The following is a 13675-nucleotide window of genomic DNA, read 5'->3' as shown; positions in this document are numbered from 1 at the left end:
AGGTCGAACCGGATGGCTCGCTAGGCTCAGAAGGTGACCTGGCCCGCCGACCTCCCCGCCGAACTGGGCGGACTCCTGCCCAGCCTCATCGGGGTGCTGCTGCTGATCGCGGTCGTCACCGCCCTGCTTCGCGGCTTCCACGTGCCCCGCCCGTACGCACCCGCCCTCGCGATCCTCCGGGGCACCCTCCAGCTCGCGGCGATCAGCCTCATCCTGAGCGGCATCATCTCCGATCCGCTCTGGGTCGGAGTCGGGCTCAGCGTGATGCTCATCGCCGCCGTGAGCACGGTCAACCGGCGTCTCGGGGCGACCCGGCAGCACTTCGGCTGGATCGCCGCAGCGATGGGCCTCGGCATCCTTGCGACACTCATCGTGGTGTTCTCGGTCGGCGCCATCGAATTCTCGCCGCGGTATGTGCTCTCCTACGGCGGAATCATCATCGGCAACGCGATGTCGATTGCGACCCTGACCGGCCGGCGCTTCGGCGAGGCCGTCACCGAGCACTGGGACGAGGTCGAGGGCTGGATGGCGCTCGGGGCGACCCCGCGGCAGTCGACGCTCGACCTGGCGCGCCGCGCCGTCTATTTCGCGATCATCCCCACGACCGACCAGACCAAGACCACGGGCCTCGTCACCCTGCCCGGAGCGTTCGTCGGCGCGATCTTCGGCGGAGCCTCGCCCCTCGAGGCCGGGCGCTTCCAGATCGTCGTGCTCGCCGGCATCCTCTGCGCCGGTGCGATCACGGCCGTCACCCTGATCCAGTTCCTCGCGCCGATCCGCATGAAGCCCGCCACGATCCCCACCTAGTCACCACCGACGAAGACCGCTCTCGCGGGCAGCGGCGCGGCTACTCGGCGGCGCGGTGGATGAGCCGGGAGAGCACGATCGCGCTGCGGGTGTGGTCGACGTTGGGTGCGAGGCGCACCTTCTCGAGTGCGGCCTCGAGCCCGGGAATGTCCCGCGCCCTGATGTGCACGATCGCGTCGGCGCTTCCCGTGACGGTGCCTGCGTCGACGACCTCCGGTACGCCGGAGAGGATGCGCAGGAGTTCGTCGGGGGCGACGGTCCCTCGGCAGAAGAGCTCGACATATGCCTCGGTGCTCATGCCATCGATCGCGGGGTCGACCTGGATCGTGAACCCGCGGATGATCCCGTCGGCGACGAGCCGGTCGACCCGGCGCTTGACCGCGGAGGCGGACAGCCCGACGACCGAGCCGATGTCCCCGTAGCCCGCGCGCGCATTCTGTCTCAGAAGGTCGAGTATGCCGCGGTCGAGGTTGTCCATTCCGAGAGTCTAGGGGGAATTCCGCGCACTGGCGTGGAATTCCTGCGCATATGCCGACGATCACGCCGATTATGCGCGCATATTGGCGTGCAACGTTGATTCACGCTGTGTGAGAATGAGGACGGCGTCTTTGCGCGGTGCCGTTCACCCGTTCGTTGTTCACTGTTCGACGTTCACGTTCGACCGCGCGGAGCTCTCATGAGTGACCTGGTCCGCCATCCACCCCGCGTTCCGATTCCGTCAGTAGCAGACGGAGCGCAGCCGAAGGAGACCTCATGACCATCGATCTCGACCCCACAACGACGCCGGAGACCGCGGCCACGGCCCCGGTGCGCACGGCCGTCAAGCGCACGGTGCTGATGTGCAAGCCCGACTACTTCACCGTCGTCTACCGGATCAACCCGTGGATGGACCCGGCCATCCCGACCGACACGAGCCTCGCCGTCGCCCAGTGGCAGACCCTCTACGACACCTACATCGGCCTCGGCTTCGACGTGCACCTGGTCGACCCGATCGACGGCCTGCCCGACATGGTCTACGCCGCCAACGGCGGTTTCGTCATCGACAACATCGCCTACGGCGCCGCGTTCACCTACCCGGAGCGCCAGCCGGAGGGCCCCGCCTACATGGACTGGTTCCGCGACAACGGCTTCGACGTCCGCGTGCCCGTCGAGATCAACGAGGGCGAGGGCGACTTCCTGCTCGTCGGAGACGTCATCCTCGCCGGCACCGGCTTCCGCAGCGCCTCGAACAGCCACGAAGAGGTGTCGGCGATCTACGGCCGCCCGGTGATCACGCTCAACCTCGTCAACCCGAGCTTCTACCACCTCGACACCGCGGTCGCCGTGCTCGACGACACCAACATCGCCTACCTGCCGAGCGCCTTCGACGAGCAGAGCCTCGCCGTGCTGCGCGAACGCTACCCCGACGCCATCATCGTCACCGAGGAGGACGCGGCGATCCTCGGCCTCAACTCCTACTCCGACGGCTACAACGTCGTCATCGCCGCCCGCGCGAAGGACTTCGAGCGCCAGCTCCGCGAACGTGGCTACAACCCGATCGGCGTCGACCTCTCCGAGCTCCTGCTCGGCGGCGGCGGCGTCAAGTGCTGCACCCTGGAGCTGCGCCGATGAGCACCGACACGAACATCCGTCCGGACGCGAACCGGGCCGACCAGACGAAGGATGCCGCACTCGGCACGCCGGGACAGGCATCCGCAACGCCCGCCGCCTTCATCGCCCTCGAAGAGGAGCATGCGGCCCACAACTACCACCCGCTTCCCGTCGTCGTCGCGACCGGCGACGGCGCCTGGGTGACGGATGTCGACGGCAAGCGCTACCTGGACTGCCTCGCGGCGTACTCCGCGGTCAACTTCGGCCACTCGAACCCCATGCTTCTCGATGCCGCCAGAGCCCAGCTGGGCCGGATCACGCTCACGAGCCGCGCGTTCCACAACGACCAGCTCGGCCCGTTCGTCACGGCTCTCGCCGAGCTCGCCCACAAGGACATGGTGCTCCCGATGAACACGGGCGCCGAGGCCGTCGAGTCCGGGATCAAGGTCGCCCGCGCCTGGGGTTACCGCGTGAAGGGCGTCGCGCCGGACCAGGCGAACATCATCGTCGCCGGGGGCAACTTCCACGGCCGCACCACCACCATCATCAGCTTCTCCGACGACGAGTCGGCCCGCGCCGGCTTCGGCCCGTTCACGCCCGGGTTCCGCACCGTCCCGTTCGGCGACGCCGCGGCCCTCGAGGCCGCGATCGATGAGAACACTGTCGCCGTGCTGCTCGAACCCATCCAGGGCGAGGCCGGCATCGTCGTGCCGCCCGCCGGGTACCTTCCCTCTGTGCGCGAGATCACCACGCGCCGCAACGTGCTCTTCATCGCCGATGAGATCCAGTCCGGTCTCGGCCGCACCGGAGCGACCTTCGCGTGCGACCTCGTCGGCGTCGTGCCCGACCTGTACCTCCTGGGCAAGGCCCTCGGCGGCGGGATCGTGCCCGTCTCTGCGGTCGTCGGCAACCGGGACGTCCTCGGCGTCCTGCAGCCCGGCGAGCACGGCTCGACCTTCGGTGGCAACCCGCTCGCCGCGGCCGTCGGCCTCGCCGTCGTGCGGATGCTGGCCGAGGGCGAGTACCAGGAGCGCGCCCGCGTGCTCGGTGCGCACTTGCACGAAGCCCTCAATGGCCTCGTCGGGCGAGGAGTCGTCGCGGTCCGTGGCGCCGGGCTCTGGGCCGGAATCGACATCGACCCGTCGCTCGCGAGCGGCCGCGCCGTGTGCGAGGCACTCATGGTCCGCGGCGTCCTGGCCAAGGACACCCACGGCTCCACGATCCGGCTCGCCCCGCCGCTCTGCGTGTCCGAGGCCGACCTCGACTGGGCCGTCGCCCAGCTCGCGGCCGTCCTCGACGGGTTCGCCGTCGCCTAGCGTCCGCGTCAGGTCGGCGCGAACTTCAACGAGTCGGCTCGGCTGAAACGGGCAGTATCGGCCTCGCTAGCTTCGCGTCGCGGTCACGCCCTCCGGCCGGGCGATACGGCTCAGCCGGGCCAGCTGGGTGACGTGCCCGGGCTCGAGCTCCTCGAGGGACTTCACGCCGAGCAGTCGCATCGTGCGGGTGATCTGCTCCGACAGGATCGCGATCGCCCGGTCGACGCCGGCCTCGCCGCCGGCCATCAGCCCGTAGAGGTAGGCCCGGCCGACGAGGGTGAACCGTGCGCCGAGGGCCACGGCCGCGACGATGTCCGCGCCGCTCATGATGCCGGTGTCGAGGTGCACCTCGAGGTCGTTGCCCACCTCGCGGGCCACCTCGGGCAGCAAATGGAACGGGATCGGCGCGCGGTCGAGCTGGCGACCGCCGTGGTTGGAGAGGATGATCGCGTCGATGCCCATTTCGGCGAGCCTGGCGGCATCCGCCACGTTCTGAACGCCCTTGACGACGACCTTGCCCGGCCACCGCGCCTTGATCCAGGCGAGGTCTTCGAAGGTGACGGTCGGGTCGAACATGGTGTCGAGCAGTTCGCCGACGGTGCCGCTCCAGCGGTCGAGGGAGGCGAAGGCGAGCGGGTCGGTCGTGAGGAAGTTGATCCACCACTCCGGGCGCGGCAACGCGTTGACCACGGTGCCCACGGTGAGCTGCGGCGGGATGGAAAAGCCGTTGCGCTTGTCGCGGAGGCGCGCTCCGGCAACGGGCACGTCGACCGTCACGAGCAGCGTGTCGAAACCGGCCTTGGCGGCCCGGTCGACGAGCGCCATCGAACGGTCCCTGTCCTTCCACATGTAGAGCTGGAACCAGTTGCGTCCTGTGGGGTTGGCGGCCTTGACGTCCTCGATAGCGGTCGTGCCCATCGTGGAGAGCGAGAACGGGATGCCGGCCTTCGCTGCCGCGTGCGCGCCGGCGATCTCGCCCTCGGTCTGCATCATCCGGGTGAACCCGGTCGGTGCGATCCCGAACGGGAAAGCGACCGGAGCCCCGAGCACGTCCCAGCCCGTCGAGACCGTCGAGACGTCGCGGAGGATGGCGGGGTGGAACTCGATGTCCTCGAAGGCCTGGCGGGCGCGCGCGAGCGAGATCTCCGCCTCCGCTGCCCCCTCGGTGTAGTCGAAGGCAGCCTTGGGAGTGCGCCGCTTGGCGATCGCGCGCAGGTCATAGATGGTGAGGGCGCTCTCGAGGCGGCGCTTCTTCGCGTTGAGCTCCGGCACCTTGAACTGCATGAGTGGGGCGAGGTCTTTGATCTTGGGGATGCGTCGTTGGACCATGGTCAGGATTTCCGTTCTGGGGTTGGGCAGGGCGGGTCGGGGGCTGCGGCGGTCGGGAGATCGGGAGATCGGGTGCTCGGTGGGTCAGGTCAGGTCAGGTCGGCTCGGGAGGGGAGCGGCGCCCGGACGGGGTCGGGATCGCGCGGTCCCGCCGTGAGCCGGGTCTCGGCGTAGTACCCGGCGATGTGGGCCTGGACGGCCCGGCGGGCCGCGGCGGGGTCGGCCGCGCGAATGCACGCGACGATCTCGCGGTGTTCGAGCCTGAGGCGGGCGGATGTCTCCGCCCACGACCCGAGCGCGGCAACGCCCGCGCGTGCGTACGCTTCGATCGCACTGCGTAGTCCGGCCATGGTCGCGGTGATGACCTGGTTCCCGGTTGCCTCGGCGAGGGCGAGGTGGAACTGGGCGTCGAGCGCGAGGAACTCGGACTCGGTCCGACCCGGCGCATCCATGGCGTCGAGGAGCTGTTCAGCCGGTTCGAGCGACGCAGGGTCGTGCGCCTCGGCGAGTTCGGTGACGACGGCGGCCTCGAGCACGAGCCTGGTCTTCACGACGTCCTCGACCGGGAAGCCCTGGGCCGCGACCTGCAGCCGCATCAGCGCGGACATCCCGCCGCCGGGAAGCGCCACGATGATCGCCCCCGATGTCGGCCCGGAGCCCGTCGCGGTACGGATGAGTCCGAGCACCTCGAGCACCCGGATGGCCTCGCGCACGCTCGACCGGCCGACGCCGAGGGAGGCGGCGAGGGAGCGTTCGGGTGCGAGGCGATCCCCGGGTCGCAGCCGACCCGAGAGCAACTCGCCCTCGATCGATTCGAGCACGAGTTGCCAGGCCCTGCGCTCGTCGGGGAGTGCGCCCTGCGCGGGCACGGCGTCAACGGTCACGGGCTCCTCCTCGGCAATGGGGTGGTGTCGGTCGTTGCGGCGGCGGCCGTGAGACGAAGCCGCTGTGGTCTGACCACACACTACACGGCGACGCCTGCCCGGGTCCAGCCCTCTCCCCAACCCGCCCCTCCAACCGCGAGAGTACGAAAATGGCCCCTTCACGTCGTGCGGAGGGGCCATTTTCGTACTCTCGCGGAGTCGAAGGCGCGAACCATTGCGATAGGGTTCCTCCAACCCGAGCACGTCCAGGCCAGGAGGCCCCATGACCGCGAACCCAGCTCCCCAGCTGATCGACCTCGAACTTCCGGCCGCGAACGGCGGAAGCGCCGGACTCCGCGCGGTGCTCGGAGTGCCTGCCGGCTCCGGTCCCTGGCCCGGGGTTGTGCTCGTGCACGAGGCCTTCGGCATCAGTGACGTGATGCGCCGGCAGGTCGAACGACTGGCGGCGGCCGGCTACCTCGCACTGATGCCCGACCTCTTCACGGAGGGCGGCGCCCGGAAGTGCCTCGTCGCGACCTTCCGCGCCCTGACCGCGGGCGAGGGGCGCGCGTTCGTCGACATCGAGAACGCGCGGCACGCGCTCATCGCCCGGGCGGACTGCACGGGTGAGGTGGGTGTGCTCGGCTTCTGCATGGGCGGCGGCTTCGCGCTCGCGGCCGCCACGCGGGGGTTCGCCGCGGCATCCGTCAACTACGGCCGGCTGCCGAAAGACCTCGACGCAGCCCTGGCGGGTGCGTGCCCGATCGTCGGCAGCTATGGCGGCAGGGACCGCTCTCTCGTCGGCGCCGCTGCCCGGCTCGAGGGCGCGCTCGAGGATGCCGGCGTGCCGCACGACGTCAAGGAATACCCCACGGCCGGGCACTCCTTCCTCAACGATGCCGAAACAGGCCCGGCCGCGGTGCGCTTCCTCACGCAGCGTATCCTCGGCGCCGGCCCCGACCCGGAGGCCGCCGCTGACGCCTGGATCCGCATCGAGGCGTTCTTCGCCGAGCACCTCGCCTCGGCCGCGGACCCCGCGCCCGCCGACTGACCGGTCTCAGCGAGCCGATGCGAGGGCGGGTTCGGTGGGAGTGACACCGGATGCCGCGAGCAGCTTCATGAATTCGCGCATCCAGCTGGGGTGGTCCGGCCAGGCCCTGCCGGAGACGAGGTTGCCGTCGACGACGCCCGCGCCGTTCTCGAACACGCCCCCGCCGAGTTCGACGTCGATCTGCAGGGCCGGGTACGCAGAGCTCGTGCGGCCGTGGAGCACCCCGGCGGCGGCGAGCAGCATCGGGCCGTGGCACAGTGCGGCGACGGGAGCGTTCCGTTCGAAGAAGTGCCGGACGATCCGCTTCGCGTCCTCGTCGCTGCGGATGTACTCCGGTGCGCGGCCGCCGGGGACGACGATGGCCGCGTAGTCGGCCGGGTCGACGTCCTTGAACGCAACGTCGGCATCCCAGGTGTGGCCGAGCTTCTCGGTGTAGGTGTCGAAGCCGTCCACGAAGTCATGGACGACGAACTGGAGCTTCCTCTTCTCCGGGGCGCCGATATGCACCTCGAAGCCCTCCTCGAGCAGCCGCTGGTAAGGGTAGAACACCTCGAGGGTCTCGGCGGCGTCGCCGGTGAGAATGAGGATCTTGGTCATGACGTTCCTCTCTGAACGGTGTGAATCTGAAAGTTGCTGAACTCAGCGGACGGGTCGTCCGTTGACGCCTTCAGTGTTCCCCCGACCGGCGCGCCGGGCAAGTGCCACCGGCGCAGGCCGGTGCGGAACAGCTGGGAAAGGGTCCAGGCCGGCTCAGACGAACATCAGCACGACGCCGAGGACCGCCGATGCGAGCCCGGTGCCGAGCAGGATCAGCCCGGTCAGGCGCAGGGCCTTGCCCTCCGATTCCGGGGCATGCGTCACCCCGCGGGATGCGTCACGGGAGTGGTACCAGACCTGCACGTCGTCGCCCGGCGCGAGCCGGTGGCTCTCGTGCGTGTTCGCGGCCCGCTCGTGCACGTCCCCCGAGCGGTCGAACCAGCGGATGACCGTGTGCGATCCCGAGGACGCGATCACGCCATCCGTGGCGACCCAGCCGCCCTTGACACCGCGGATCGCAAGCCCGAGGACATAGAGGACGGCGCCTCCGACGAACCCGACGAGGGTCAGGACCTCGCTGATGAGCCCGATGAGGTCGTGCGCGTCCATTCGCCCCACTCTCGCCCGCACGTCTCGTGCTCGTTCGCCCTGTGACCACGATCGTATCGTGCCCCGGCGCGGCGCCGTGAGGGTCCCCGATACCCCTGATCCGGGGGCCAGCGGATACAGTCGAGAGATGACCACGGTCGAAAAACCCGTCCCCGCCCACAAAGACCGCAGCTTCTTCGGGCAGCCGCGAGCTCTCGCCAATATCTTCGGCGTGGAAATGTGGGAGCGGTTCTCCTTCTATGGGATGCAGGGCATCCTGCTCCTGTACCTGTACTACTCCGCCGCCGAGGGCGGCCTGGGGATCGAGCAGGCGACGGCCGCCGGCATCGTCGGCGCGTACGGCGGAGGGGTCTATCTCTCGACGATCCTGGGCGCCTGGATCGCCGACCGGGTGCTCGGCAGCGAGAGGGTGCTGTTCTACAGCGCCATCGTGATCATGCTCGGGCATCTCGCCCTCGCCCTCGTGCCCGGCGTCGCAGGCGTGACCGTCGGACTCTTGCTGATCGCGCTCGGCAGCGGTGGCCTGAAGGCCAATGCGACGAGCGTCGTCGGTTCGCTGTACACACGGGACGACCCTCGCCTCGACGCAGGCTTCTCGCTCTTCTACCTCGGGATCAACCTGGGCGCGTTCTTCGGCCCGATCCTGACCGGGCTCCTGCAGACGACGGCCGGCTTCCACTTCGGCTTCGGCCTCGCCGCCGTCGGTATGGCGATCGGGCTCACCCAGTATTCCTTCGGACGCAGGAGCCTGCCCGAGATCGTGCACCAGGTTCCGAACCCGCTCCCGCGCTCGCGCTGGACCCCCTACCTCGTCGGCGCGGTTGCCGCCGCGGCGCTCGTCGTGGTGCTCGTGTTTGTCGGCGTGATCACAGCGGACGGCCTCGTCACCCTCGTGATCGCCCTGACGGTCATCGCGACGATCAGCTACTTCGTCGTCATCCTGCGCAACCGACAGATCAGCATCGTCGAGCGCAAGCGGGTCTACGCCTTCATCCCGCTCTTCCTCGCGAGCGCCGTGTTCTGGTCGCTCTCCCAGCAGCAGTTCACGGTCGTCACGATCTACACGGACGAGCGCCTCGACCGACACTTGTTCGGATGGGAAATCCCGGTGTCCTGGATCCAGTCCTTCAACCCGGTCTTCATCATCCTGCTCTCCGGCGTCTTCGCCGCGCTCTGGACCCGCTGGGGTAGCCGCCAGCCGTCGACTCCGGTCAAGTTCGCGCTCGGCACCGCGGTGATGGGCGTGGCCTTCCTCGGCTTCCTGCCGTTCGTGGGCGGCGGTGCCAACTCGACGCCGATGCTCGCGATGATCGGCATTCTCTTCGTGCTCACGGTCGCCGAGCTCCTGATCGGCCCTGTCGGCCTCGCGCTCACCACGAAGCTCGCGCCCGCGCCGTTCCGAACCCAGATGGTCGCCCTGTTCTTCCTGTCGATCGCCCTGGGCACTGCCGTGTCCGGTTCGCTTGCCCAGTGGTACACCGAGGTCCCCGAGACGCTCTACTTCAGCGTGATCGGCGGCGTCGCGATCCTGTTCGGCATCGGGCTCGCGGTCTTCGCCCGTCCGGTGCTCCGCCTCATGGGCGGCGTGCGCTAGCGGGGTCCCTGCCGCCCTGCGTATCGGCGAGCGGATGCCGCCGGCCGGTCCTCCGGCATCCGTCGCCCCGCCGGTGCGGTCGCCGCCGCGCCGCTTTCGTCAGCCCGCTCCCGAAACGGCGGGCGCGGCCTGCCGAAACCGGCGCGGGCGCGACCTAGCGGGTCGCCTCGATGATCGCGATCTCGCGGGTGGCGGTCTCCACGTCGATGGGGTCGTGGTCGCGTCCGTCGCCGTCGTGGTGCACCTGCATGTGGGGCACGACCCCTCTGCGGTACCGAACGCGCAGGCTGCGGTACCTGATCAGCCAGAACAGCATGGCCCCCGCGGCAAGGATGCCCGAAAGAGCCGCGACGCCCAGCGCCCAGCGCGGGCCGAAGCGGTCGGCGACCCACCCGACGAACGGGGCGCCGAGCGGGGTGCCGCCGGCGAAAATGGCCATGTAGAGCGCCATCACCCGGCCACGCATCGCGGGCTTCGTGGTGGTCTGCACATAGGCGTTCGCGGTCGTCATGAGCGTGAGCGAGAACAGCCCGACGAAGACGAGCGAGACCGCGAAACTGAGATACGTGGGCATCACCGCGGCGATTCCGCACGCCACGCCGAAGAGCGCGGCGCCGGCGACGACGAGGCGCAGTCGCGGGCGGCTGCGACGGGCCGACAGCAGCGCGCCCGCGACCGAGCCGACGGCCATGATGGAACTCAGCAGCCCGAATTCGCCGGCGCCCATGTGGAATTCGACCGTCGCCATGGTTGCGGTGAAGATCGCGAAGTTGAGCCCGAAGGTTCCGATCAGGAAGACCGCGATCAGCACGACGATGATGTCTGGCCGATGCGCGACGTAGCGGAACCCGGCCATCAGCTGGCCCCGCTTCCGCGGCGCCCGCGGCTGGGGGCGCAGCTCGCTCGTGTGCAGCAGGGTCATCGCGACGACCGTCGCGGCGAAGGTGACGGCGTTGATCAGGAACACCCAGCCCGCGCCGACCGCGACCGTCAGCAGGCCGGCGACGGCCGGGCCGATCAGGCGGGCGCCGTTGAACGAGGCCGAATTCAGTGCGACCGCGTTGGACAGGTTGCTGTCGGGGACGAGCTCGGAGACGAAGGTCTGCCGTGCGGGAGAGTCGATCGCGGCGACGATCCCGAGTCCGAGCGCAAAGAGGTAGACATGCCAGAGCTGGGCGACGCCGGTCACGACGATCAGCCCGAGCCCGAGGGCCAGGACGCCCATCAGGCTCTGGGTCATGATCAAGAGCCTGCGCCGGTTGAACCGGTCCGCGATCAGGCCGGACCACGGCATCAGCAGGAGTTGCGGCCCGAACTGCAGGGCCATCACGATCCCGACCGCCGTTGCGTTGTGGTCGGTGAGCATCGTCAGGACGATCCAGTCCTGGGCGGTGCGCTGCATCCACGTTCCGATGTTCGACACGAGGGCGCCTGCGAACCAGATTCGGTAGTTCGGGACGCTCAGGGAGCGGAACATGGTACTCAACTGTCGGTGAGCTCCTTCATGACGGTGATGGCCTCGGTGAGCACGCTGCGCTGTTCGGGGTTGAGCTTGGCGATGCGGAGGGCGAGCCAGGCATCCCGTCGGTTGCGGGTCTCGTGCATGAGGGTGCGACCGGAGTCGGTCACGGTGAGGATGATCTTGCGGCCGTCGTCCGTGGAGCCCGCCCGGTGGACGAGGCCGGCCGATACGAGCACCCCGACGGTGCGGCTCATCGAGGGCGGAGTGACCCGCTCATGCTCGCTGAGTTCGCGCAGGGTGAATGGACCGTTGAAGAAGAGGGAGCCGAGGGCGGAGAACTGGCTCGCGCTCAGCTCGTTGTCGGCCTTCTCCTGGCGCAGGCGGCGGGCGAGGCGACCGTTTGCGACGCGGAAGTCATGGCTGAGCTCTGCAACGCTCGGCCGGTGTCCGGCGTGGGTGTCCGGCGGGGTCACGGCCGGTTCGAGCATGGATTCCATAACTCATAACTGTAACCGTTTAGCGAGGCTAAGTATTCCCGTGAATTCTCCGGTTCTGACAGAATTCTCCCGTTCTGACAGACTGGCCGCGTGCCTACCTATACGGATGACTATGGCGTCACCTTCGAGTACTACGTCTGGCCGGTGCCGCGCCCGCGGGCGGTCGTTCAGGTGGTGCACGGCGTCGGTGAACACGCCAACCGCTATACCGAGCTCGTCGGCCGGCTGAACGAGGCCGGCTACACCGTGTACGCGGACGACCACCGCGGCCACGGGCAGACCGGGCTGCGACAGTATGCCGGCGACACGACCAGGCTCGGACGGCTCGGCCCCGGCGGGTTGCGGGCCGCGGTCGCCGGCGTGTATCAGCTGAGCGGCATCATCCGCTCGGCGCACCCGGACCTGCCGCTCGTTCTGCTGGGGCACAGCTGGGGCTCGTTCATGGCGCAGATGATCCTCAACGAGCACGCGGATGCCTATGCCGCGGTGGTCCTGACCGGTACCGCCTATCGCTGGCCGGGCTACCTCAACGGCGGGGACCTCAATGCGCGGCACAAGCACCTCGGAACGACGGGCGTCGAATGGCTCAGCCGTGATCCCGCGGTCGCGGACGCCTTTGTCGCCGATCCGCTGACGACCATGACGCCGCTCGCGAAGCTCTTCGGCCTCCGGGAGGCCGCGCGGCTCTTCGGACGTCCGGCGCGCGGACTGCCGGCCGACCTCCCGCTCCTGATCCTCGTCGGCGGGGACGACACCGTTGGCGGGGAGCGCAGCGCAACCATGCTCAAGAACGCATACGCGCGGCGCTCAGGGTTGCGGGACATTCGCCTGGTGGTATATCCCGGTGCCCGGCATGAAGTCTTCAACGAAACGAACCGCGCCGAGGTCTTCGACGAGCTGATCGGCTGGCTCGACAGGCAGTTACCCCCGGGGGTCGGCGGGATCGACGGTTAGGCTGGCCTCATGCATGGTGAATACAAGGTCCCTGGTGGCAAGCTCGTGGTCGTCGACCTGGACGTCGTCGACGACACGATCGTCAATTTCCGGCTGGCTGGGGACTTCTTCCTCGAGCCAGACGATGCCCTCGGGGCGATCAATGCGGCCGTGACCGGCCTGCCGGCCGGCACAGATGCTGCAGGGCTCGCCGCCGCGGTGCGCGCGGCCCTGCCACCCCAGGCCACCCTGCTCGGGTTCTCCCCCGAGGCCGTGGCGGTCGCGATCCGCAGGTCCCTCGCGCAGGCGAGTGGCTGGCGGGACTACGACTGGCAGCTCGTGCACTCCAAGGCCGTGCCCCCGGTGATGCAGATGGCGCTCGACGAGGTGCTCGCGATCGAGGTCGGCGAGGGCAGGCGTAAGCCCACGCTGCGGATCTGGGAGTGGACGGAGCCCGCCGTCGTCATCGGAAGCTTCCAGTCGCTCCGGAACGAGGTCGACGCCGAGCAGGCGGAGGCCCACGGCTTCACCGTCGTCCGCCGGATCAGCGGCGGCGGCGCCATGTTCATGGAGGCAGGCTCGGTCATCACATACTCGATCTACGCTCCCACCGCGCTCGTGCAGGGAATGACCTTCGCCGACTCCTACGCCTTCCTCGACGAATGGGTGCTCACCGCGCTGCGCTCGCTGGGCATCGACGCGCACTACCAGCCGCTCAACGACATCACGAGCCCGACCGGCAAGATCGGCGGCGCCGCGCAGAAGCGTCTCGGCAGCGGTGCCGTGCTGCACCACGTGACTATGAGCTACGACATGGACGGCGAGAAGATGGTGCAGGTACTGCGCATCGGTCGCGAAAAGCTCAGCGACAAGGGCATCACGAGCGCCGTCAAACGGGTCGACCCGCTCCGCAGCCAGACCGGCCTCAGCCGTGCCGAGATCATCGACAGGATGAAGCAGACCTTCACAACCCTGTACGGCGCGGTAGACGGGGACATCACCGAGGCGGAATACGCCGCCGCCGAGGCGCTCGTGGCGAGCAAGTTCGGCACCGACGAGTGGATCGCCCGCGTCCCCTGACCGACGG

The 13675-nt window shown here is 69.0% G+C and carries 14 protein-coding genes; 7 read left to right on the top strand and 7 right to left on the bottom strand.

Annotated features, from left to right (window positions below):
* Positions 1–33: 33 nt before the first annotated feature.
* Positions 34–807: an ABC transporter permease gene (locus E3O50_RS08760; protein ID WP_198413666.1), complete on the top strand. Its 774-nt coding sequence runs from the start codon at positions 34–36 to the stop codon at positions 805–807.
* A 40-nt stretch (positions 808–847) separates the two neighbouring features.
* Here E3O50_RS08760 and E3O50_RS08755 read toward each other — a convergent pair whose 3' ends face one another.
* Complete coding sequence (locus tag E3O50_RS08755) at positions 848–1285, bottom strand: Lrp/AsnC family transcriptional regulator (protein WP_134449176.1); 438 nt, start codon at positions 1283–1285, stop codon at positions 848–850.
* 275 nt (positions 1286–1560) lie between these two features.
* Here E3O50_RS08755 and ddaH point away from each other — a divergent pair, with 275 nt between their 5' ends.
* Together ddaH and rocD are read left to right on the top strand one after the other, a co-directional pair.
* Entirely contained in the window at positions 1561–2418 is an 858-nt protein-coding gene (gene ddaH / locus E3O50_RS08750; RefSeq protein ID WP_134449175.1) for a dimethylargininase, read from the top strand.
* Entirely contained in the window at positions 2415–3713 is a 1299-nt protein-coding gene (gene rocD / locus E3O50_RS08745) for an ornithine--oxo-acid transaminase (RefSeq protein WP_134560680.1), read from the top strand. The genes ddaH and rocD overlap by 4 nt, the downstream gene beginning before the upstream one ends.
* A 66-nt stretch (positions 3714–3779) precedes the next feature.
* Here the strand turns inward: rocD and E3O50_RS08740 are convergent, their stop codons facing one another.
* Together E3O50_RS08740 and E3O50_RS08735 are read right to left on the bottom strand one after the other, a co-directional pair.
* Positions 3780–5042: an alpha-hydroxy acid oxidase gene (locus E3O50_RS08740; protein ID WP_134560679.1), complete on the bottom strand. Its 1263-nt coding sequence runs from the start codon at positions 5040–5042 to the stop codon at positions 3780–3782.
* Positions 5043–5131: 89 nt separating this feature from the next.
* Positions 5132–5926, bottom strand: a complete 795-nt coding sequence (locus E3O50_RS08735; RefSeq protein WP_241975506.1) for an FCD domain-containing protein — start codon at positions 5924–5926, stop codon at positions 5132–5134.
* Positions 5927–6188: 262 nt separating this feature from the next.
* Between E3O50_RS08735 and E3O50_RS08730 the strand changes: the two genes are divergently transcribed.
* Positions 6189–6956 carry a dienelactone hydrolase family protein gene (locus E3O50_RS08730; RefSeq protein WP_134560677.1) on the top strand — a complete coding sequence of 256 codons (768 nt, stop codon included), beginning with the start codon at positions 6189–6191 and terminating at the stop codon, positions 6954–6956.
* A 6-nt stretch (positions 6957–6962) separates the two neighbouring features.
* Here E3O50_RS08730 and E3O50_RS08725 read toward each other — a convergent pair whose 3' ends face one another.
* The gene (locus tag E3O50_RS08725; RefSeq protein ID WP_134560676.1) at positions 6963–7553 is read right to left on the bottom strand and encodes a DJ-1/PfpI family protein; all 591 of its coding nucleotides are present in this window, start codon (positions 7551–7553) and stop codon (positions 6963–6965) included.
* A gap of 153 nt (positions 7554–7706) precedes the next feature.
* Positions 7707–8102, bottom strand: coding sequence for a sortase (locus tag E3O50_RS08720; RefSeq protein WP_134449169.1), 396 nt, complete (start codon positions 8100–8102; stop codon positions 7707–7709).
* A gap of 127 nt (positions 8103–8229) precedes the next feature.
* Here E3O50_RS08720 and E3O50_RS08715 point away from each other — a divergent pair, with 127 nt between their 5' ends.
* Positions 8230–9696 (top strand): peptide MFS transporter, encoded by a 1467-nt coding sequence (locus E3O50_RS08715; protein WP_134560675.1) that lies wholly within the window; start codon positions 8230–8232, stop codon positions 9694–9696.
* Positions 9697–9850: 154 nt separating this feature from the next.
* Here E3O50_RS08715 and E3O50_RS08710 read toward each other — a convergent pair whose 3' ends face one another.
* Complete coding sequence (locus E3O50_RS08710) at positions 9851–11182, bottom strand: MFS transporter (RefSeq protein ID WP_166787371.1); 1332 nt, start codon at positions 11180–11182, stop codon at positions 9851–9853.
* Positions 11179–11655 (bottom strand): MarR family transcriptional regulator, encoded by a 477-nt coding sequence (locus E3O50_RS08705; RefSeq protein WP_241975505.1) that lies wholly within the window; start codon positions 11653–11655, stop codon positions 11179–11181. Before E3O50_RS08705 ends, E3O50_RS08710 begins: the two co-directional genes overlap by 4 nt.
* Before the next feature lie 90 nt (positions 11656–11745).
* Between E3O50_RS08705 and E3O50_RS08700 the strand changes: the two genes are divergently transcribed.
* Both E3O50_RS08700 and E3O50_RS08695 read left to right on the top strand, forming a co-directional pair.
* Complete coding sequence (locus E3O50_RS08700; RefSeq protein WP_134560674.1) at positions 11746–12609, top strand: alpha/beta fold hydrolase; 864 nt, start codon at positions 11746–11748, stop codon at positions 12607–12609.
* A gap of 9 nt (positions 12610–12618) precedes the next feature.
* The gene (locus E3O50_RS08695) at positions 12619–13668 is read left to right on the top strand and encodes a biotin/lipoate A/B protein ligase family protein (protein WP_134449166.1); all 1050 of its coding nucleotides are present in this window, start codon (positions 12619–12621) and stop codon (positions 13666–13668) included.
* Positions 13669–13675 lie beyond the last annotated feature (7 nt).

The sequence above is a fragment of the Cryobacterium sp. MDB1-18-1 genome, from assembly GCF_004402735.1.
GTDB classification, from domain to species: domain Bacteria; phylum Actinomycetota; class Actinomycetes; order Actinomycetales; family Microbacteriaceae; genus Cryobacterium; species Cryobacterium glucosi.
The sequence above is the reverse complement of the archived record's forward strand: the minus strand, read 5'-3'. Positions and strand labels throughout refer to the sequence as shown.